Below are 19034 nucleotides of genomic sequence, written 5' to 3' on the forward strand. Positions count from 1 at the left end.
GGCAACGCCTTCTTGTGATCGGTAGCTGCGGTTCGGATCCATCATGGAGTCACGAGCGGGTCACGCGTCGATGACAGCGGCGTACCGCACCGGCTGGTAGGGCGCGGCCCTAGGAGCAAAGAAGGGGTTTCGGATGAGCAGACGGCAGACCGAGGAGTGGATGCGCCTGGCGAGGACGCCGGAGACCCGGGCGAGCATCCGTCGCTGGTCTCGCCGGAGTGACTTCTTCTTCGGGACCGTTCTGCTGCTGGTGCTGGGTGGGATCGCGTTCGTTGCCTGGAGTGTGGCCGCGGGTCGCCACAACCGCCCCGTCTTCTGGGGGTGATCGCCGTGACGGTGGTGCTCGTCCTCGTCTGCGCTGCCTTCGGCTCACATGCAGGGGGCCGTCTCGACGAGGCAAGATTTCGCGACGGCCACGAGTCCGTCGGCAGGATCGACGAGGTGATCACGCACTCCAGCGGGGAGTCCGTCGACAACTACGACCTCCTGGTGAGCGCCGTGCTGCCGGACTCGGTGACGATCCATCGCAAGATCTGGTTCGGCGCGGGAGACTTCAGCGACGCTGATGTCGGGCAGGCCGTCCGCTTCCGTCACAACACCCTCGACCCCGATGACCTGGAGGACGTGCTCTTCGGCGGATGGCACGGAGTGCGCCGCCGCCGGAGTGAGCCCCACCGGAATCCCCAACAGTCACGCGCCCTCTACGCAGACGCTCACGTATCTGTTGGCATGGTCGACGAGGTGATGACCCACCCCGGGATCCCAGGATCTGGAAGCCCCAGCCACTACACCCTCGTCGTCAGCGTGGACCTGCCAGGTCAGCGGACGCTCCGCAGGCAGGTCCAGCTGGGGGAGTGGCAGTTGCGCCCGTCCACCCGGAGGTTCGGGCGAAGGATTCGTCTGCGGCACAACACCCTCGACCCCGAGAACCACTCCGACGCGTTCTTCGACGGCTGGGCGGACGAGCCGAAGGACTGAGGACCACGAGCGCGGGGTGCACGAATATGGTTCGGCCGACCTGCCCCGGTCACCGTTCCTCGGGGACCATCGCTGCAGCGATCTGGTCTTCGGGCAGCAGCAGGGCCGCGACCTCATGTCGGTGCTCGTCAGACACCATGTTCTCGTAGAGATCGGTGAGGAGGTGTCTGACCGCCGAAGCGAAGTCCGGCCAGCTCTGCCACGGCTGCTCGTCGTCCTCGGCGCTCCACTCCAGGAACGAGCCGTCTGCTGCCGAGAAGACGGTCACGGTGGCACTCGACGTCCACAGCGGCACCAGGTCGGTGCGCCCGGAGTGTCGGATCACGCTGATGGAGGGTCCATCGCTCGTCAAGGAGATGGATTCGGCCGTGAACTCCAGCGCGGGATGCACCGCGCTGCCTCCCTGCGTCGCGATCGTTGCAGCCGCCTCGGGCAGGCCTCGTTCGAGGATGCGTCGCCTCAGTGATTCTGGGGTGAGTTCCATGCCGCCGAGCCTATTCGCGGTGGCCACGGGTGAGTCTCGCGCTCTGATGTGAGCTCGGGGCTCGTTCTTGGCCAGAAGTGAGCCCGCAGGTCACATCAGAGCGGGCCCGGGGCTTGATCGACCGCCGTCCGCACGTGTTAACGTCTCGCCCGTACACACGGGAGCCCGATGGCACGGGCTGAGATGGGGTTGTCGCCACCCTGACCGTCGAACCTGCTCCGGGTAATGCCGGCGAAGGAAGTGAATCTCGACGTGTTGCCACGCATCCACTTGGTCAGTGATCCGACGACGCTCGATCGGGCGTCGACCTCCGATCCGCCCCGATCCGTGCAGGAGCTCGCCGACCGCGCCGCCGCCGGATGAACCGCGTGAACCGCGTGAACCGCGTGAACCGCGTGAACCGCCGCAGCGTGGCAGTGATCGGGGGCGGCATCATCGGCCTCAGCTGTGCCGACGAGCTCCTTCGCGCCGGCCACGAGGTGGTCGTCTGTGACCCGGCGCCTGCAACGGGGGCCACCCATGCCGCTGCCGGCATGCTCGCGCCTGCGGGGGAGGCATGGTTCGGTGAGGAGGCCCTCCTGCGACTGGGGCTCGACTCCTTGGCGCGCTGGCCCGAGTACGCCGCGAACCTGGAGCAGCGCTCCGGCACCGACGTCGACCTGCGCAGCACCGGCACCCTGCTGGTCGGGATGGACCGTGACGACCTGATCGACGTACGGCGCTCGTGCGCGCTCCTCGAGGAGTCGGGTGTACGGGTCGAACCACTGGACCGGGAAGCGCTGTGGCGCAGGGAACCCGGTCTCAGCTCGCGGGTTGCCGGTGGCGTCTGGCTTCCCCACGACCGGCACGTCGACCCCCGACGGGTGGCGGTCGCACTGCTCGCGGTGCTGGGCGACCGAGTGGTGCGGCAGCGGGCCACCCCGGTCGAGGGCGGGGTCCTCCTCGAGGACGGTCGCGTGCTCGCCGCAGACGTGGTCGTGCTCGCCACCGGCGCGACCGGGTTGGCATCGGTCCGTGCGGTGCGCGGCGAGGTGATCCGGGTGCGGACCCCGGACGCGCCCACCCACATGGTGCGGGCGCGGGTCCATGGCCAGCCGGTGTACGTCGTCCCCCGCAGCGACGGGGAAGTCGTCATCGGAGCGACCGAGGAGGAGCACCCGGGCCATTCCGCTCCGACCGTCGGGGGAATGGCCCGGCTGCTGGACGCAGCCCGCCAGCTGCTGCCCGGGCTCGACACGGCGGAGTTCATCGACGCCGTCGCTCGGGACCGCCCCGGCACGCCCGACAACGGGCCACTGCTGGGCGTCCTGGAGGGCACCGGAGCGCAGCGACCCATCGTGGCCGGCGGTCACTACCGCGGCGGCGTACTCCTTGCCCCCGTCACCGCTGCGGTGGTCAGGGCCCTGGTCGAGGAGTCCCCACCACCTGACGTCGCCGCCCCCTTCCATCCCGACCGTTTCGAGAGGACAACACCATGCCTGTGAGGAAGCCCAAGACCGTGCAGCTGATCGTCAACGGGGAGATCACACGACATCGCGAGGGGATCCGACTCGCTGACCTGGTGCCGGACCCGCGTGGCGTTGCCGTCGCCGTGAACGGCACGGTCGTCCGGGCGGCCGACTGGCCCGACACCCAGCTGTGTGACGACGACCGGGTCGAGGTCGTGACCGCCCACCAGGGCGGGTGAGCGGCGTGGAACCGTTCCTTCTCGCCGGCGAGACGCTGGCCAGCCGGCTGTGGATCGGGACGGGCGGCCTGACCAGCCTGGAAGCGGTACGTCGGGTGGTCGCGGCGGCAGAGCCGGGCCTGGTGACGGTGTCGATGCGACGTACCTCCTCCCTGGTCGCGGGCGGCCTCCTCGCCACGCTGCGCGAGCTCGGCGTGCGGATCCTGCCCAACACGGCCGGTTGCCTGAGCGCCCGTGAAGCGGTGCTCACCGCGGAACTCGCCCGCGAGGCGTTGCAGACCGACTGGGTGAAGCTCGAGGTGATCGGCGACGAACACAGCCTGCTCCCCGACGTGGTCGATCTCGTCGACGCAGCTGCCACCCTGGTCGAGCGCGGCTTCACGGTGTTGCCCTACACCACGGCCGACCCCGTGGTCGCGCGTCGCCTCGTCGACGTCGGCTGCGCCGCTGTCATGCCGCTGGGATCACCGATCGGCTCGGGCCGCGGCATCGCGGACCCGCACTCCATCGCCGCGGTCCGGGCAGCGGTGTCGGTCCCCGTGGTGCTGGACGCTGGCATCGGGACCGCCAGTGAGGCAGCCCTGGCCCGTGAACTGGGGTGCGACGCGGTGCTCGTCGCCACGGCCGTCACCCGGGCGGAGGATCCCGTCGCGATGGCCACGGCGATGCGCCACGCGGTCCTTGCCGGTTCTCTCGCGGCGGGCGCGGGCAGGATCCCGCGTCGCGAGGAGCCGCGCGCCTCGAGCCCGATGCACGGCCGGGTGATGGTGTGAGCCCGCCCCGCCTGCTGCTCCTCAGTGATCGGAGCCAGCTGCCGGACGGTCGTTGCCTGGAACGCACCGTCGCCGAGTGCGCCTCTGCCGGCCTCGCCGTCATGGTGTTGCGTGAGCTCGACCTCTCCGAGGCAGCGCGGGCGGCCCTCGCCGTGAAGCTTGCTCGCCACGTGACGGTGATCTCGGCTCGTACGTCGCTGCCGGCCACCGCCGGCGTACACCTGGCAGCCCACCAGCCCGTGGTCGGCTCGCGTCACGGACGGTCCTGTCACGACGGGTCGCAGTTGCGGCAGGCGGTGGCGCAGGGCGCGGAATGGGTCACCTTGTCGCCGGTGGCGCCCTCACCGTCCAAGCCGGGCTACGGCCCGGTCCTCGGTACCGCCGGTGTGGCCGGGCTCGTCGCGGAGGCCGCCGGGACCCCCTCTATGCACTCGGCGGCATCGATGCCGCCAACGCCGCTGACTTCCGGGCGGCCGGGGCACACGGCGTGGCCGTCATGGGCGCCGTGATGCGCGCTCGTGACCCGGCCGCGGTGGTGACCCGGCTCCTCGAAGCCGTCGCATGACCAACGGCCCGGCACGACCTCACCCCAACCAGCAGGAGAACTGATGCAACTGCACCCCAGCCACGAGACCGTCCACCGCACCGGAGGGAATGCGGACGTCGTCGTCCCGTTCACCCGCGTCGCCCTGACCAACGGCGAGACCTTCGACCGCTACACGACTGCCGGACCGGGAAGTGACCCCGAGGTGGGCCTGCCTCCGCTGCGAGCATCCTGGGTCGTCCAGCGAGCCGACACCGAGGAGTACGACGGGAGGGCGACGCAGCTGCTCGACAACGGCAAGGGAGCCGTACGTCGGGGCGAGGCGCGCGAGCAGTGGCGTGGGCGCCAAGCGCGACCACGCCGCGCGACCTCGGGCCGCACCGTGACCCAGATGCACTACGCACGGCGCGGTGTCACGACGCCGGAGATGGAGTACGTCGCGATTCGCGAGAACGTCGACGTCGACGTGGTCCGCACCGAGATCGCGTCGGGTCGCGCCATCATGCCGCTCAACGTGAACCACCCGGAGGCAGAGCCGATGATCATCGGCAAACGCTTCCTGGTGAAGATCAACGCCAACATCGGCAACAGCGCCGTCACCTCCAGCATCGCCGAGGAGGTCGACAAGCTGACCTGGGCAGTGACCTGGGGTGCCGACACGGTCATGGACCTGTCGACCGGAGACGACATCCACACCACCCGCGAGTGGATCGTGCGGAACTCACCCGTGCCCATCGGCACGGTGCCGATCTACCAGGCCCTCGAGAAGGTGGACGGTGACGCCTCGAGGCTCAGCTGGGAGGTCTTCCGCGACACCGTGATCGAGCAGTGCGAGCAGGGCGTCGACTACATGACCGTCCATGCCGGGGTGTTGCTGCGCTACGTGCCGCTCACGGCGCAACGGATCACCGGCATCGTCTCCCGCGGTGGGTCGATCATGGCCGGGTGGTGTCTGGCCCATCACGAGGAGAACTTCCTCTACACGCACTTCGATGAGCTCTGCGAGATCTTTGCCCGCTACGACGTGTCCTTCTCGCTCGGCGACGGTCTCCGGCCCGGTTGCACCGCCGACGCCAACGATGCGGCCCAGCTGTCCGAGCTGCGGACCCTCGCCGAGCTCACCTCACGTGCCTGGGAGCACGACGTGCAGGTGATGGTCGAGGGACCGGGACACGTGCCGCTGAACCTCGTCGAGGAGAACGTGGTGCTCCAACAGGAGTGGTGCCACGGCGCGCCGTTCTACACCCTCGGTCCGTTGGCGACCGACATCGCGCCGGGCTACGACCACATCACCTCCGCGATCGGCGCCGCCGCGATCGCCATGCACGGCACCGCGATGCTCTGCTACGTCACCCCCAAGGAGCATCTCGGCCTGCCCAACCGCGACGACGTGAAGACGGGAGTGATCACCTACAAGCTCGCGGCCCACGCCGCCGACGTGGCCAAGGGACATCCCGGGGCCCGGGAGTGGGACGACACCTTGAGCCGGGCCCGGTTCGAGTTCCGCTGGCACGACCAGTTCGCGCTCTCCCTGGACCCGCACACCGCCGAGGCCTTCCACGACGAGACCCTGCCTGCCGAAGCCAGCAAGACGGCGCACTTCTGCTCGATGTGCGGTCCGAAGTTCTGCTCGATGCGGATCAGCCAGGACGTCCGCGACCGGGTCGCGGCCGGGATGGCCGAGAAGTCCGCGGAGTTCGTGGAGCTCGGGTCGTCGGTCTACGTGGAGAGCGGCACGGACGCCCCGGCCCCGTGACGTGAGAGGCTGACACGATGACACGAGGTGGGGCGCAGCCGGACGTCGATGGACTCGCGGCGACGGTGGCGGCCTGTCGCGACCTGATCGATGCACGCTTCCCCGAAGGTGGCGAGAGCGGTGCCGCGGCGGTGCTGTTGGCCGACGGCAGGATCCTGACCGGAACCAGCCCGGAGTTCCTCAACCCGAGCACGACGGTGTGCCACGAGATCGAGCCCTACTGCGCGGCGTACCGGCTCGACCAGCCGATCGTCGCGTCGGTGTGCCTGCATCGGGCGACCGACGGATCGTTCCTGGTGCTCAGCCCCTGCGGGGTGTGCCGCGAGCGGCTCGCGGGCCACGGCCCCGACGTGCGGGTCGCCGTCCCCGCGCCGCAGGACCCGACCGAGGTCCGCTGGATCACGCTGGGTGAGGCGCTGCCCCACTACTGGGTGAAGGTCTTCGCCGACGAAGTGCCGCAGTGGGCCGACTGACGGCGCCGACCGTCCTCGTAGGGTTGGGCTCATCATGACCGCCACCTCCGCCCCGACATGCTGACCCCGCTCGCACAGGAACTGGTCCAGCGCTATCGCGCCCACGGCCGGTTCGAACTGCGCCGTTCGTGGAAGGTCGGTGTGGTGGCGATCGTCTTCGTCGCCGGCTTCGCGGCGCTCTTCATCGACCTCGCGCTCAGCAACGAACCGCGCCCCGGCTACATCGGGCTCATCGTCTTCTCGCCGGTGCTGGTCATCGGATTGGTGTTCGGCGTGCGGCAGCTGCTGCCAGCCGGCTCCGTCGTCGTCGACAGCGCGGGCATCCACCTCGACGACCGCAGCGTGGCGTGGGCGGAGATCGCCGAGACGTCCGTCGAGAACACGCCGGGCTGGCGCGCCTACCGCTACGTGCGACTCACTCTCAAGGACGGGGAGGCCGTCGACCTGCCACTGATGCTGGCGCCGGGCGCGCATGACCAGTGGTTTGCGATCAACCACCTGCGCGACGAGTGAGGCACCCGGTCCCGGCTGGGGCTCAGGACGGGGTGAACGGACTCTCCGAGACGATCCGACCGTCGAGGGTGGTGGTCATCCAGCCGGTCTCGTCGTAGGAGTTGGTGATCCAGATCTGCACCACCGGCACCCCCGCGGAGGAGTCGACGAGGACGTCTGCCCAGCTCAACGATCCGTCCTCGACGTTGAGGCCCTCGACCCCTCGCTCGATGTTCGCCACGAACGCCTCCACGTCGAAGTCGTGCAGGTCGATGAGATCCAGGTCGCGACCGGCGTCGTCTGCCTCGTCGGCCAGGCGAAGCCCCTCCTTCCCCTTCGTGAACTCCCAGTCCTCGACCCGCGGCCGGGTGCGCCCGAGCGGGCGCTCGAAGCGGAGGTAGCCGGGGTTGATCCGGAGACTGTGCACGTAGGGTGCCCGGAAGGCCTTCTCCCACTCCTCGAAGACCGTCGTGAGCGTCGCTGCATCCACCCGGAAGGGGCCCAGCTCCTTGATCGGCCAGTAGGCGCCGTCCGGGTAGGCGCGGCCGCTCACCTCGTCGCGCACCTCGCTCCACGTGATCGCCATCGTGGCTGCGTGCTCGAGTCCTTCCTGCTCCCGCTGCTCCTCCGCGTCGAGCTCCTGAGCAGGGGCGGCGGCCGACACGTCGTGGTCGTCGCGGTCGGCCAGCACGAACGGGATTCCGACGAGCGCGGCCAGCAACGAGGCGACGGCGGTCACCGCCAACAGGGTCTTGATGGGAGGCTTCGGTGCCGGTGCGGACAGCACGTCCCCGGCGCGGCCGACTCCCTGCAGGTCCGGGGCCAACGCGGTCGCTCCCTGCAGGTCGCCGATCAGCCTCTCGAGCTCGACCATGTGCACGGCTGCGAGTGCCTTCGAGCTCCGGCGGGAGAGCTCATCCGCGTCGATCTGTCCGTCGACGAACGCCTGCTGGAGGGTCTCGACGACCTGGTTGCGGTCCTGGTCGCGGGCACGCAACGCCATCCGACCCTCCCCAGCCCGTTCCGGGACCCGCGCGGTCGCGGATCCTTGCTGCACGCAGATTACCGGCGCCTTCGTTAGGGTCGTTCCCCATGGCCCCGTTGACCGCTCCGATCCGGACCGAGCGGCTGCTGCTGCGCACCTTCCGCCCCGATGACATCGACGCGCTGCTCGACTATCAACGCATCCCGGAGGTGGCGCGCTACCTCCTCGTGGAGCCGTGGACCCGGGAGTACGCCGAGCAGCAGGTCGTGAAGCGGCTGCGCAGCACCGGACTCGGCGGACCCGACGACGTGCTCGCGCTGGCGGTGGAACTCGATGGCCGGGTGATCGGGGACATCGCGGTGTGGCCCACTGATGCCGAGGCGCGGCAGGGGGAGCTGGGCTGGGTCTTCCACCCCGAGGTCGGTGGCCGGGGCTACGCCACCGAGGCGGTCGCCGCCGCCATGGAGCACGCCTTCGACGCCGGCTGGCATCGAGCAGTGGCCCAGATGGATCCACGCAACACCGCTTCCGCCAAGCTGGCCCGGCGGCTGGGAATGACCCTCGAGGGTGCCCATCGCAGCAGCTGGTGGAGCAAGGGGGAGTGGACCGACAACTGGGTCTTCGCCCTCCTTGCCGATGACTGGCGGGCACGCCGTACCGACCCGACACGGGCCCCGCAGCCCGAGGGGCGGCGTGCCTCCCCGGGGGCGCTGGCGCCGGATCGGGAGGCGTTGGAGGGTTGGCTGGAGCTCTACCGCCAGACCCTGCCGCGGAAGATCGCCGGACTCGCGGCAGATCAGCTGTGCCGGGCGGCCGTGGAGCCGTCGAACCTCAGCCTGGCCGTGCTGGTCAGGCACCTGACCACGGTCGAGCAGGCCTGGTTCGCCAACACGGTCGCCGGGCTGGCCGAGCCCCTCCACCACAGGGAGACCGGGCCGAGTGGTGACTTCGATCCCGTCGACCCCGGCACGGTCTGGGACGACCTGGCGCGCTATCAGCGCGAGCTCGTGCGTTCCCGCGAGTTCGCGGCGGCTGTCACCGACCTCGATGCCCCGCTCCCCGGAGTCAGGCACGGACGGCAGGTCAACCTGCGTTGGGTCTACCTCCACATGATCGAGGAGTACGCGCGGCACCTGGGCCATGCCGACCTCCTGCGCGAGCGCGTGGACGGGGTCACCGGCTACTGATCGTCGACGGCCGACTGAGGGCGTGCGTGACCTCTGCCACATCTGGGTCGTTGGTCCCACTGAAGGCGGCCCGGAAGGGTCCACCCCAGTGACCCAGGGAGCAGACGATGCACGCAACCCGACTGGCCGGACTGGCCCTGACCGCGACCCTGGCCGTCGTCGGCACGGTGCTGACCACGCCGGCATCGCCGTCGTCGAGTGCGGGAGCGGCGCCCCCTGTAGCCCAGACGCCTGTCGAGATCGCAGCCAAGAAGACCGGCGCCAGCCTGAAGCCGGGCGGCCACGGGAAGAAGGGCGTCGCGCCGCGGCCGATCCGCGAGTACGTCGCGCTGGGTGACTCGTGGTCGGCTGACACGATGTTCATCGACGCCAACGGCCTGCCCGATGCCACCCATGCGCCGCTCGACTGCTTCCAGTCGCCGGTGAACTACCCGAAGTTGCTGGCGCAGGAGTTGAAGGTCGAACGTTTCGCCGACGCCACCTGCGGCTCGGCCACGACCGTGCACTTCAGTGCTCCACAGAAGCTGCCGCTGGGCGGCACGAATCCGCCGCAGTTCGACCGGCTGACCGCACGGACGGACCTCGTCACGATGGGGATCGGGGGCAACGACGCCGGCATCGCTGCTGCTGCGTTCGACTGCCTCTCGGTGCTTCCCTTCAACGTGCCAGGCATCGAGGCGCTGCCGACCCTGCCCGACCTGCCGGTGCCCTTGCTGGGGCAGAAGCTGCCGCTCGGGGGCTGCAAGGCCTTCTTCACCCAGGGCGGCACCGACACGCTCAAGGTGGCGATAGACGCCTCGCTGCCCAAGGTCGTGAAGGCGATCAAGGAGGTCAGGAAGCGCTCCCCGCACGCCCGGATCCTGCTGGTCAACTACCTCAATGCGGTGCCGGCCAAGGGATGTTGGCCCCTGGTGCCGATCACCGACCCCGACATGGGCTACCTGCACCAGTCGTTCCTCCACCTCAACACGATGCTCGACCGGGCCGCGCGCAGGACGGGCACCGAGGTCGCCGACACCTTCGCCCCGACCGTCGGCCATGACGTGTGCGCGGCGCCGAACAAGCGCTATGCCGAAGCGCTCGGTGTGACCTTCAACGACATCGGCATCGTGGTGCCGGCCCACCCCAACGCAGCTGGCGCACGAGCGCAGTTCCGTGCGGTGCTTGCCCAGGTGAAGAAGGGCCGGTGAGCACGAGGGAGGGCGCCTCGTAGGCTTCGGCGCATGCTCTCCGACTTCGATCGCCACACCGCCGTGACCGCGACGTCCCACGACGACGGTGGTGCCGTCTTCTCGGCCGATCTCGATGCGGGTTGGTCCGTGGGCGGCGGACTCAACGGTGGCTACCTGCTGGCCAACATCGGGCGTGCCCTCCAACAGACCGTGCCCCACCACCCTCACCCCTTCTCGGTGAGTGCCTACTACGTCGGTCCCGGCGTCGGTGGGGACGCCACCATCACGACCCGTGTGGTGCGCAAGGGCGGCACCGCCACCCTCGCGGCCGAGCTCGAGCAGGCCGGCACCGCCAAGATCACCGCACTGGCGACGTACGGCGACCACGCTCGCCTCTCGGGGCCGGTGAGGACCACAGCGCAGCCGCCCGCGATCGCGCCGATCGAGCAGTGCTTCGCCTCCAGCGACGCGCCGGAGGAGATGCGCCGAGTGGCGCCGCTGATGGAGCGCGTCGACCTCCGCATCGATCCCGCCACCGCCGGCTGGGCGGTGGGCGCACCGAGCGGCGACGGAGTCATCCAGGCATGGTTCCGGCTCCCCGACCGCGAGCCGGACGTGATCTCGCTGCTGCTCGCCGTCGATGTCCTGCCGCCGGTCACCTTCGACCTGGGAGTCATGGGGTGGGCGCCGACGGTCGAGCTGACCGCGCACGTCCGGGCCGTGCCCGCACCCGGCTGGCTGCGGGTGCGGCATGCCACCCGCAACGTTGCGGGCGGGATGTTCGAGGAGGACTGTGAGGTCTGGGACTCCAGTGACCGCCTGGTCGCCCAGTCGCGTCAGCTCGCGAGGTTCCCGCTGGAGGCCAAGGCCTGAACACGGGCAGGCCCCTCAGTCGAACCAGCTGCGTCGCATCGCGCAGACCCATCTGCGCCACGGATGCTCGGTGACGGTCCAGAGCCGGTCCTGCTCCGGCCAGTAGCTGAGGTCCTCCGGGCCGATCGGGGTGGCGAGGTGGTGGGGTCGCAACCGTCCCGGGGTACCGGCATGCACCGATCCCGGGAGGACCGCACCGACCGACGCGGTGGCATACCAGCGGCCGCGGGCGACCACGGCGCCCTGCATCCGGGTCACCCCGGACTCGTCCAGGTGCAGGGCGACGGTGCTGCCGTCGTCGTCCTCGACCAGCAACCCGCTCTCCGCATCGATTGGGAAGCGGGCCACCCGGCGGGTCTGCCCTCGAGCGCGGCCGTACTCACCGGCCAGGAGGTGCGGCTGGGGCTCACTGCGGTCGAGGGAGACGAAGGAGAAGCGGAGCTTGGGCGCCTGGTCGGTGCCCAGACCCTGGTGGGTGAAGCGCACCGGGAGCAGGTGGGTGTGTCCCCAGGCGGAGATCCCGCCCGGGCCGACGGAGAGCCCCTCCTGGCCGGTGGTGACCCGCACGAGATCGTCCCAGTGGCACGTCATGAAGCCGCGGCCGGTCGCGGCGACGTGCAGCCACGGGCCGTGCCAGACCAGGCCGCCGGCATGCACGCGCAGCGGTTCCAGGGTCAGGGCGCCGTCGACCACCGTCGGCACGACGAGGAGCACGTGCTGGTAGCGCAAGGTGGCCAGGTCGACGACCGTGACCCGGGCGCCGTGGGTCACCCCGTCGGGCTTCTTGGAGTACCAGGACGTGACGACCAGGTCGCGGCCGCGACTTCGCTCCGGGTCGGCGCCGTCGGACGACGAGGTGATGCCCTGGGGCCACCACCGCCGGTCACGCCGGTCGGCCCGGTCCCAGGTGAAGGCCCAGTCGACGGCACGCCCCAGCAGCCGCGGTGCCAACGCACCGCGCCCCTGTCGAGTCCTCGGATCCGCATTCGCCACCAGTGCATCGACCAGCCCGTGCAGCCCGAGTCGCCCGCCCGCCGCCGCAGCCAGCGCATCGGACTCGGCCTGCAGCGGTCGGGATCGGCGCAGGTGCACGGTCACTGGAAGGTGAGCCGGTTCTCCGCGAGGACCTCTCCCTGCCCGACGAAGAAGGCAGCTGTCACGCCGTCGACCCCGGCCGGCACGGTGAACTGCACCGTCACGCACTTCGACTCGGTGCCGAAGCTCCAAGTGTCCTGCGCGCTGCCCAGCTGGGTCTGTCCGTCGGGGGCGACGAAGCCGATGCCGATCGGAGTGCCCTCCTCGAGACCGCTCACCGTGAACTCGGCAAAGATCGTCTGCTCCGCTCCCACCGAGAGCGTCTGCGGACTGGTGCCGGTGCAGCCGCCCTGGCCGTCGAAGGTCCAGCCCCTGGCCTCGGCGGAGGCGCTCTCCGGCACTTCGCCCGGGTCCGGCAGGTCCTCGGCGTACGGCGACACGTAGTCGGGGTCGCCACCTTGGCGAGCGATCTCGAGCACCTCGTCCGCCAGCGCCAGAGGACGCAGCAGCGCCGATCCCTGGGTGATGGCGCCCGCGGCCTCCGAGACAGCGGTGATGACGGCGGTGTTGATGCCGATCAACTCGCCGTCGTCGTTGATGGAGGCGCCGCCGGAGTTGCCGGAGCCGAGGCGCACGTCGGAATCGATGAAGCCCCGCTCGGTGTCGGCGACCTCGTCGCGCTGGAAGGTCGACACGACGCCACGGGTGATGGTCAACGGTCGGTTGATGCCCGCGCCCGGATTGCCGATGCCGGGATAGCCGAGCGCGGTGATGGAGTCGCCGGTGCGTACGTCGTCGCTGTCACCCAGCGGCATCGGTGCGGGCAGCTCGAGGGAGTCCTTGTCGAGCTCCTTGCCGTCGGCGTCGGCGACGATCTGCAGGACGGCCAGGTCGAGGTAGCCGTCGCTCACGATCGGTACCGCGCGGAAGGCGGGCTCGGCCGGCTTGTCGTCGGAGGCTTGGGTGAGCGCGACGAGCAGGTACTCGGGATCGGCGAACTCGCTCGCACCCTGGCCCGGGCTCGACGGCTTGCCGACGTGGGCGTTGGTGAGGATCAGCCCGTCCTCACTGATGATGCTGCCGGAACCGGTGTGGGTGGGCTGGTCGTTGGCACCCACCGCGATCAGGAAGACGCTGGCTGCCTTGGCGCGGTCGAGCTCGGCCTCGGTGAGGCCTGAGTTGCTGGGTTCCTTGTCGTCGCCGCCAGAGAGCGCGACGGCCGTGATCACGCCGCCGAGGATCAGCACCAGCACCGCAGCCATGAGACCGACCCGGCCGAAGGTCTTGCGTCGCTTCGCGCCCTGGATGGCCCTGGCTGCCTTGTCCGCGGCGATCACCGGCACCAGCTCGAGCTCATAGCCCGCGGTCGGATGCCCGAGCATCACGGTGGTGGGCTCGTCGACCTTGTGCTGGCTGATCCGCTCGCCGTCGACGTACGTCCCGCTGGTGGAGCGGTCGGAGAGCCACCAGCCGTCGGGGCGGGGCTCGATGAGTGCGTGCTGTCGCGAGACCGAGGGGTCGTCCGCGGTGATCTCCAGGCCGGGCTCACGGCCGATGCGCACCGGAGCCATCAAACCGAAGCGCTTGTCGCCGCTGCGGGTGCGCACCAGGAGGCCTGGAGCCTGCGCCCCGGGCGCGCCCTGACCGCTGGGCACCATCGTCGCCGGCAACGCCGCGGGGTTGATCGTCGGTGCTCCGGGCACCGGACGGTCGGCGGCAGCGCCCTCCACGACGATCAACAGGGTCGCGGCGTCGGCACCCTGGCCCAGCACCACCGTGGTCTGGCCCGTCAGGGGCAGCTGCTGCACGCGCTGACCGTTGACCCAGGTGCCGTGGGTCGAGCCCGCATCGACCACCTGCCAGCCCTGCGGGCCCGGCACGAGAGAGGCGTGCTGTCGCGAGACACTGCCTCCCTCGAGCACCACATCGGCCTCGGGTGAGCGGCCCATGCGGACCGGCTGGGTGGCAGGGAAGGTGTAGCTCTGGCCACCGGCCTGGATCCGGATGTTGCTCATCTCTGCGCTCCCTGAGACTTCGTCGACCGCGGGCGCCTGCCCGGCTTGAGGATGCTACCGAGGTCCGCAGGTTCGCGGGAGGCCTCAGCGTGCCGCGCGTTGCGATCGCACCGGGGCGACAGGGAGGATGTTCCCTTGTGAGAGGCATCTTCTTCGACGAGGACACCGCGCGCATCGTGGAGCTCGAGCTCCGCCGAGCCGGGTGGGCGGCACGCGTCGAGCCCGAACGGCTGGCCGGAGAGGACGACGACGAGGACCATCAGTGGGCGGTGGTCACCGACGCCCCGCCGGTGCAGTTCGAGTTGTTGGTCGACGCCCACGAGGGCTGGCTCGAGGAGGACCTCGTCGCCCCTGCGGAGGTGGCCCCGCTCCAACTCCCGGACGCACCCAAGAGGATCAAGAGGCTCGATCCGTAGGCTGGGCGCCATGACTGACGGCCAGATCCCCGACCAGCGCCTGCTCCTGGTCCACGCCCATCCCGACGACGAGTCGATCGGTCAGGGCGCAACCATGGCGAAGTACGTCGCGGAGGGGCGGGGCGTCACGCTCGTCACCTGCACCGCCGGTGAGATGGGCGAGATCCTGGTGCCCGAGCTCGAGCACCTCGCGGCCGACAAGGACGACACGCTCGGTGAGCACCGGCGTACCGAGCTCGCGGACGCGATGAGCGCGCTCGGCGTCACCGACCACCGGTTCCTCGGGGGCTTCGGCACCTATCGGGACTCCGGCATGCAGTGGCACGCGGACGGTCACGCGATTGCCGCCGACACGATCCACGACAACGCCTTCTGGTACGCCGACCTGCTGGAGGCAGCCAACCACCTCGTCTCGGTGATCCGGGAGGTCCGGCCGCAGGTGCTGGTCACCTACGACGAGTTCGGCGGCTACGGCCACCCCGACCACGTCCAGGCCCATCGGGTCGCGACCTATGCCGTCGCCCTGGCGGCGGTGCCCTCGCACCGGCCCGACCTGGGTGAGGCATGGGACGTCGCGAAGGTCTACTGGGGTGCCATGTCGGCGAGCCGGATGCGTGCCGGCCTGCGCAGCCTGCGCGAGGCAGGTGACCTGACCACCTTCGAGGGCATGGACCCCGACGGCCCGCTGCCGCACTTCGTCGCCGAGGACGAGGCGTTGTCCTGTGCAGTCGACGGCACGGCCCACATCGCGGCCAAGATGGCGGCCCTGGCAGCACATCGCACCCAGATCACGACCGACGGGCCGTTCTTCGCGCTCTCCAACAATGTCGGGGCCGAGGCGATGGGGGTCGAGTTCTACCGGATCGCGAAGGGCACTCCGGGCCCCGTCGGTCCCGACGGGCTGGAGACCGACCTCTTCGCCGGCCTGTCATGAGTGCTCGGGCCTGGGCGAAGGTGGGGCTCACGCTGCTCGCCCTGGCCGTCGGGCTCGTCACCGGGTTGGCGTCCACGGCCGTGCACGACAAGAACTGGCTGTGGTTCCTGCTCGCCGTCGCAGCGCCGGCGGCCGCAGCGGCTGCGTGGACTCCGGGTTGGCTGCGAGTGGGCTTCTGCACCGGCTGGATCATGTTGGTGCTGGTTGCCATCCAGGGCACCCGCGCTGGCTCCTACGCCATCTCAGCCGACCTCCGCGGCTACCTGTTCCTCGGCTGCGCACTGCTGCTGATGATGGCCGCCATCGTGACGCTGCCCTCACCTGCCTCCCGCGCGCGACGTGGCGCCGAATCGGAGACGCAACCCCTCACCACTTAGGCTGGCCTGCGTGAATGAGCACAACACCGGGTCGGGGGAGACCAAGGAGTCCAAGGGAGGACGCGTCGTCGCGTTCACCGTGGTCGGTGTCCTGGCGTTGGCTGCAGCCGGCTACGCGGGTGCCTATGCAGGTGCGGGTGCCAAGGTGCCACGCGGTGCCGAGGTGGCCGGCATCAAGATCGGTGGCCTCGAGGAGGCCGCCGCCGTCGCCAAGCTCGACGAGGCGATCGGTGGCCGCAAGCAGGTCAAGGTCACCGTCGACGGGCAGCAGACCAGCGTCCCCGTCTCCGAGCTCGGCATCACCTTCGACGCCGACGCCACGGTCGCTGAGGCCGGTGGCGGCCGCAGCTGGTCGCCCGGGCGCTTGTGGGACTACTACACGGGCGGCAAGGACGTCGAACCCGTGACCAGCGTCGACGCGGGGGCGCTCGAGAGGGTGCTGACCGGTCTCGACGAGCAGTTCGGGAAGGTGCCGGTCGACGGCAAGGTCAGCTTCCGCAAGGGCGACGTCCGTACGTCCGCCCCGGCAGACGGGCGCGGCATCGACCGTGACCGAGCCGAGGACGCCCTCGTCGACGCGGTGCTCCACGGCGGTACCGCCGAACTCGCACTGACAGACGTGGCCCCGGAGATCGATGAGGCCGACGTGCAGGAGGCGCTCGACGAGTTCGCCAACCCGGCGGTCTCCGCAGCGGTCACCTTGAACTTCGAAGGCACCAAGGTCCAGTTGGCGCCCAAGGCCTACACCAAGGCGCTGTCGTTGGAGCCGCGCGACGGTTCGCTCGAGCCGGTCCTCGACGAGGAGCGCCTCGACAAGCTCGTGCGCAACAAGATGGTGGGTCGCGACGACGCCCCGGTCGACGCGACGGTGAAGCTGGTCAAGGGCAAGCCGAAGGTGGTGCCGGCCAAGCCCGGCGTCGACTTCGCCACCGAAGACATCACCTCGACCTTCCTCGACCTGGTCGTGAAGCCAGCCGGCGAGCGCCAGGCAGAGGTCGAGGCCCAGGTCAGCCAGCCCGACTTCACCACGGAGGACGCCGAGGCACTGGGCATCAAGGAGGAGATCTCCTCCTTCACCACCTACTACCCGCCGGCCAACTACCGCAACGTCAACATCGGTCGCGCCGCCGAGAAGATCGACGGCACCGTGCTCAAGCCCGGTGAGGTCTTCTCGATGAACGACATCGTCGGTGAGCGGACGGTGGAGAACGGGTTCACCACCGGCACGATCATCAGCAACGGCGTCTTCAAGGAGGACCTCGGCGGTGGTGTCTCGCAGATGGCGACCACGACCTTCAACGCGATGTTCTTCGCCGGCCTGGAAGACGTCGAGCACAAGCCGCACTCGTTCTACATCGACCGCTATCCGGTCGGGCGCGAGGCGACCGTCGCGTGGGGATCGGTCGACCTGCGCTTCCGCAACAACACCGACTACGGCGTGTTGATCTCCGCGAAGGTGACCCCGGGCTACTCCTCCAACGGGGTGGTCACGGTGAAGATGTACTCCACCAAGATCTGGGACATCACGACCAAGACGAGTGACCGCTACAACTATCGCGGCGCCACCACCCGTTACGTCACCACGCCCGGCTGCGTGGCCAATGCTGCGCCGAGCAGCGGCTTCGACGTCGACGTCTTCCGCTACTTCCACAAGCCGGGGAAGAAGCAGGTCGAGAAGACCGAGAAGTTCCACACGGCCTACATCGCCGTCGACCGGGTCGTCTGCGGTCCGCCCCCGGGTCAGAACGACAACAAGAACAAGAACAACAAGAACGACGACGACTGACCGCGAACCTGCAGTTGGATCTCGCGAACCTGCAGTTGGGGCGCGAGGTTGCGCAGCACCAGGTCAGTGCACCGGTGGCACCAGGTAGCGCAGCGCGTGGTGCTCGGTCATCCCGAGCGACTGATAGAGCGCGATGGCGGCGTGGTTGTCCGTCTCGACATGCAGCCACAACGTGGTGGCGCCCCGCTCGGCGCCCCACTCCACGAGCTCGACCATCACCCGACGGCCGAGGCCGCGGCGACGTAGCTCCGGTTCGACGGACAGGGCGTGCAGGCCGAGCCAGTCGGAGGAGAGCGCGGCCCGGCCACCGCCGACCAGCCGGCCGTCACGGCGCAGCTCCACGTTGAGTCGCGGGCCGTCACTGGCGATGCCGACCTTCGTGGTCACCGGCTGGTCGCCGGCCAGCATCTTCTCGAGGTCGAAGCCGGCGACCGGGCGCAGCCCTCGGGAGGCGCGCGCGACGGAGCCGATCATGAAGAGGGCGTCGCCGCCGGGCAGCTGCTCCCAACCCAACCGGGCGAAGTGCGTCTCCTCGGTCGAGTCGGCGAGCACCTGCACCATCGGCTCCCTGCCGCGGGAGCGGTAGAACTCGATGACTGCGGCCGTCGCCTCGCTCATCGCCATGCCCGGATCCCCGACCGCCAGCGCCGAGTTCGCCCGCTTCAGCAGTCGACCCACCGGAGCCGGATCGCTGCGCAGCACCCACTCGCCGAGGTCTTCGCGCACCACGTCCGGCCACAGCAGCAGCGAATGTCCCTCCGCCTCGCGGTCGGACACCCGGTGCCTGATCGACGGGCGGGGAGGGACGGGCTTGCCGGAGACGATGTCGGCGATGGCGATCGCCACCTCCGGGCCCCGTTCGGGCTGGACCAGACAGCGGCCCTCGCCCCACGACGTACACACGCCGAGGGTGTCGGTGAAGGCCGGACCACCGGTCGGACCGGTCTGCCCGCGGAGGATCCGACGGACCACCACACGCTGTCCGACGACGTGAGGTCCGAGCAGATGCCTGCCCACTTCGTGGAGTCCCTCCATAGATTCCATGACGGGATACTAGGCTGGCTCCA

22 protein-coding genes and 1 riboswitch are annotated in these 19034 nt (G+C 69.9%); of the genes, 17 read left to right on the plus strand and 5 right to left on the minus strand.

What is annotated here, in order from left to right:
* The first annotated feature begins 133 nt into the window (after positions 1–133).
* Entirely contained in the window at positions 134–325 is a 192-nt protein-coding gene (locus L1066_RS19675; protein ID WP_235737885.1) for a hypothetical protein, read from the plus strand.
* Complete coding sequence (locus L1066_RS19680; protein WP_235737886.1) at positions 322–978, plus strand: hypothetical protein; 657 nt, start codon at positions 322–324, stop codon at positions 976–978. The genes L1066_RS19675 and L1066_RS19680 overlap by 4 nt, the downstream gene beginning before the upstream one ends.
* Before the next feature lie 49 nt (positions 979–1027).
* On the opposite strand, the gene L1066_RS19685 is transcribed toward L1066_RS19680, so the two are convergent.
* Positions 1028–1462 (minus strand): hypothetical protein, encoded by a 435-nt coding sequence (locus tag L1066_RS19685; protein WP_235737887.1) that lies wholly within the window; start codon positions 1460–1462, stop codon positions 1028–1030.
* Positions 1463–1609: 147 nt separating this feature from the next.
* Positions 1610–1719: riboswitch (TPP riboswitch) on the plus strand.
* Between L1066_RS19685 and L1066_RS27045 the strand changes: the two genes are divergently transcribed.
* The 8 genes from L1066_RS27045 to L1066_RS19720 all read left to right on the plus strand — a co-directional run bounded on the left by L1066_RS27045 (position 1703) and on the right by L1066_RS19720 (position 7208).
* Positions 1703–1825 carry a hypothetical protein gene (locus tag L1066_RS27045; protein ID WP_283095521.1) on the plus strand — a complete coding sequence of 41 codons (123 nt, stop codon included), beginning with the start codon at positions 1703–1705 and terminating at the stop codon, positions 1823–1825. Its footprint overlaps the riboswitch before it by 17 nt.
* Positions 1826–1848: 23 nt before the next feature.
* Positions 1849–2946, plus strand: coding sequence for a glycine oxidase ThiO (thiO, locus tag L1066_RS19690; protein ID WP_235737888.1), 1098 nt, complete (start codon positions 1849–1851; stop codon positions 2944–2946).
* The gene (gene thiS / locus L1066_RS19695) at positions 2937–3149 is read left to right on the plus strand and encodes a sulfur carrier protein ThiS (RefSeq protein ID WP_235737889.1); all 213 of its coding nucleotides are present in this window, start codon (positions 2937–2939) and stop codon (positions 3147–3149) included. The genes thiO and thiS overlap by 10 nt, the downstream gene beginning before the upstream one ends.
* On the plus strand, positions 3146–3922 hold the full coding sequence (locus L1066_RS19700) for a thiazole synthase (protein WP_376707704.1): 777 nt from the start codon (positions 3146–3148) through the stop codon (positions 3920–3922). Before thiS ends, L1066_RS19700 begins: the two co-directional genes overlap by 4 nt.
* Complete coding sequence (locus L1066_RS19705; RefSeq protein WP_235737891.1) at positions 3919–4431, plus strand: thiamine phosphate synthase; 513 nt, start codon at positions 3919–3921, stop codon at positions 4429–4431. Before L1066_RS19700 ends, L1066_RS19705 begins: the two co-directional genes overlap by 4 nt.
* A gap of 99 nt (positions 4432–4530) precedes the next feature.
* Positions 4531–6222, plus strand: coding sequence for a phosphomethylpyrimidine synthase ThiC (gene thiC / locus L1066_RS19710; protein WP_235737892.1), 1692 nt, complete (start codon positions 4531–4533; stop codon positions 6220–6222).
* Between the two features lie 17 nt (positions 6223–6239).
* The gene (locus tag L1066_RS19715) at positions 6240–6695 is read left to right on the plus strand and encodes a cytidine deaminase (RefSeq protein WP_235737893.1); all 456 of its coding nucleotides are present in this window, start codon (positions 6240–6242) and stop codon (positions 6693–6695) included.
* A gap of 57 nt (positions 6696–6752) precedes the next feature.
* Entirely contained in the window at positions 6753–7208 is a 456-nt protein-coding gene (locus L1066_RS19720) for a hypothetical protein (protein ID WP_235737894.1), read from the plus strand.
* A gap of 22 nt (positions 7209–7230) precedes the next feature.
* On the opposite strand, the gene L1066_RS19725 is transcribed toward L1066_RS19720, so the two are convergent.
* On the minus strand, positions 7231–8190 hold the full coding sequence (locus L1066_RS19725) for a DUF1707 SHOCT-like domain-containing protein (RefSeq protein WP_235737895.1): 960 nt from the start codon (positions 8188–8190) through the stop codon (positions 7231–7233).
* An 89-nt stretch (positions 8191–8279) separates the two neighbouring features.
* On the opposite strand from L1066_RS19725, the gene L1066_RS19730 reads away from it, so the two are divergent.
* The 3 genes from L1066_RS19730 to L1066_RS19740 all read left to right on the plus strand — a co-directional run bounded on the left by L1066_RS19730 (position 8280) and on the right by L1066_RS19740 (position 11404).
* The gene (locus L1066_RS19730) at positions 8280–9359 is read left to right on the plus strand and encodes a GNAT family N-acetyltransferase (RefSeq protein WP_235737896.1); all 1080 of its coding nucleotides are present in this window, start codon (positions 8280–8282) and stop codon (positions 9357–9359) included.
* 107 nt (positions 9360–9466) lie between these two features.
* Positions 9467–10549, plus strand: coding sequence for an SGNH/GDSL hydrolase family protein (locus L1066_RS19735; protein ID WP_235737897.1), 1083 nt, complete (start codon positions 9467–9469; stop codon positions 10547–10549).
* Between the two features lie 33 nt (positions 10550–10582).
* Positions 10583–11404 carry a thioesterase family protein gene (locus L1066_RS19740; protein ID WP_235737898.1) on the plus strand — a complete coding sequence of 274 codons (822 nt, stop codon included), beginning with the start codon at positions 10583–10585 and terminating at the stop codon, positions 11402–11404.
* Positions 11405–11419: 15 nt separating this feature from the next.
* Here L1066_RS19740 and L1066_RS19745 read toward each other — a convergent pair whose 3' ends face one another.
* Positions 11420–12496: a hypothetical protein gene (locus L1066_RS19745; RefSeq protein ID WP_235737899.1), complete on the minus strand. Its 1077-nt coding sequence runs from the start codon at positions 12494–12496 to the stop codon at positions 11420–11422.
* A 2-nt stretch (positions 12497–12498) separates the two neighbouring features.
* Positions 12499–14454 (minus strand): FHA domain-containing protein, encoded by a 1956-nt coding sequence (locus L1066_RS19750; protein ID WP_235737900.1) that lies wholly within the window; start codon positions 14452–14454, stop codon positions 12499–12501.
* 137 nt (positions 14455–14591) lie between these two features.
* On the opposite strand from L1066_RS19750, the gene L1066_RS19755 reads away from it, so the two are divergent.
* Genes L1066_RS19755 through L1066_RS19770 form a run of 4 tightly spaced genes read left to right on the plus strand, consistent with a single transcriptional unit; the run spans position 14592 to position 17967 of the window.
* Positions 14592–14870 carry a hypothetical protein gene (locus L1066_RS19755; protein WP_235737901.1) on the plus strand — a complete coding sequence of 93 codons (279 nt, stop codon included), beginning with the start codon at positions 14592–14594 and terminating at the stop codon, positions 14868–14870.
* A gap of 10 nt (positions 14871–14880) precedes the next feature.
* Positions 14881–15804, plus strand: coding sequence for an N-acetyl-1-D-myo-inositol-2-amino-2-deoxy-alpha-D-glucopyranoside deacetylase (gene mshB, locus L1066_RS19760; RefSeq protein WP_235737902.1), 924 nt, complete (start codon positions 14881–14883; stop codon positions 15802–15804).
* Positions 15801–16181, plus strand: coding sequence for a hypothetical protein (locus L1066_RS19765; protein ID WP_235737903.1), 381 nt, complete (start codon positions 15801–15803; stop codon positions 16179–16181). Before mshB ends, L1066_RS19765 begins: the two co-directional genes overlap by 4 nt.
* A 10-nt stretch (positions 16182–16191) precedes the next feature.
* A complete protein-coding gene (locus tag L1066_RS19770) occupies positions 16192–17967 on the plus strand; it encodes a VanW family protein (protein ID WP_235737904.1) in 1776 nt (591 codons plus the stop codon).
* A 63-nt stretch (positions 17968–18030) separates the two neighbouring features.
* Here the strand turns inward: L1066_RS19770 and L1066_RS19775 are convergent, their stop codons facing one another.
* Positions 18031–19011 carry a GNAT family N-acetyltransferase gene (locus L1066_RS19775; RefSeq protein WP_235737905.1) on the minus strand — a complete coding sequence of 327 codons (981 nt, stop codon included), beginning with the start codon at positions 19009–19011 and terminating at the stop codon, positions 18031–18033.
* Positions 19012–19034: the final 23 nt, after the last annotated feature.

This window comes from Nocardioides alcanivorans (assembly GCF_021555175.1).
GTDB classification, from domain to species: Bacteria; Actinomycetota; Actinomycetes; order Propionibacteriales; family Nocardioidaceae; genus Nocardioides; species Nocardioides alcanivorans.

What these genes read in the sequence shown, in the direction of transcription:
- L1066_RS19725 (WP_235737895.1), bottom strand. Translation starts at nt 8,190, where the DNA reads ATGGCGTTGCGTGCCCGCGACCAGGACCGCAACCAGGTCGTCGAGACC.
- L1066_RS19735 (WP_235737897.1), top strand. Translation starts at nt 9,467, where the DNA reads ATGCACGCAACCCGACTGGCCGGACTGGCCCTGACCGCGACCCTGGCC.
- L1066_RS19675 (WP_235737885.1), top strand. Translation starts at nt 134, where the DNA reads ATGAGCAGACGGCAGACCGAGGAGTGGATGCGCCTGGCGAGGACGCCG.
- L1066_RS19740 (WP_235737898.1), top strand. Translation starts at nt 10,583, where the DNA reads ATGCTCTCCGACTTCGATCGCCACACCGCCGTGACCGCGACGTCCCAC.
- L1066_RS19750 (WP_235737900.1), bottom strand. Translation starts at nt 14,454, where the DNA reads ATGAGCAACATCCGGATCCAGGCCGGTGGCCAGAGCTACACCTTCCCT.
- thiC (WP_235737892.1), top strand. Translation starts at nt 4,531, where the DNA reads ATGCAACTGCACCCCAGCCACGAGACCGTCCACCGCACCGGAGGGAAT.
- L1066_RS19720 (WP_235737894.1), top strand. Translation starts at nt 6,753, where the DNA reads ATGCTGACCCCGCTCGCACAGGAACTGGTCCAGCGCTATCGCGCCCAC.
- L1066_RS19730 (WP_235737896.1), top strand. Translation starts at nt 8,280, where the DNA reads ATGGCCCCGTTGACCGCTCCGATCCGGACCGAGCGGCTGCTGCTGCGC.
- mshB (WP_235737902.1), top strand. Translation starts at nt 14,881, where the DNA reads ATGACTGACGGCCAGATCCCCGACCAGCGCCTGCTCCTGGTCCACGCC.
- L1066_RS19765 (WP_235737903.1), top strand. Translation starts at nt 15,801, where the DNA reads ATGAGTGCTCGGGCCTGGGCGAAGGTGGGGCTCACGCTGCTCGCCCTG.
- L1066_RS19685 (WP_235737887.1), bottom strand. Translation starts at nt 1,462, where the DNA reads ATGGAACTCACCCCAGAATCACTGAGGCGACGCATCCTCGAACGAGGC.
- L1066_RS19775 (WP_235737905.1), bottom strand. Translation starts at nt 19,011, where the DNA reads ATGGAATCTATGGAGGGACTCCACGAAGTGGGCAGGCATCTGCTCGGA.
- thiS (WP_235737889.1), top strand. Translation starts at nt 2,937, where the DNA reads ATGCCTGTGAGGAAGCCCAAGACCGTGCAGCTGATCGTCAACGGGGAG.
- L1066_RS19715 (WP_235737893.1), top strand. Translation starts at nt 6,240, where the DNA reads ATGACACGAGGTGGGGCGCAGCCGGACGTCGATGGACTCGCGGCGACG.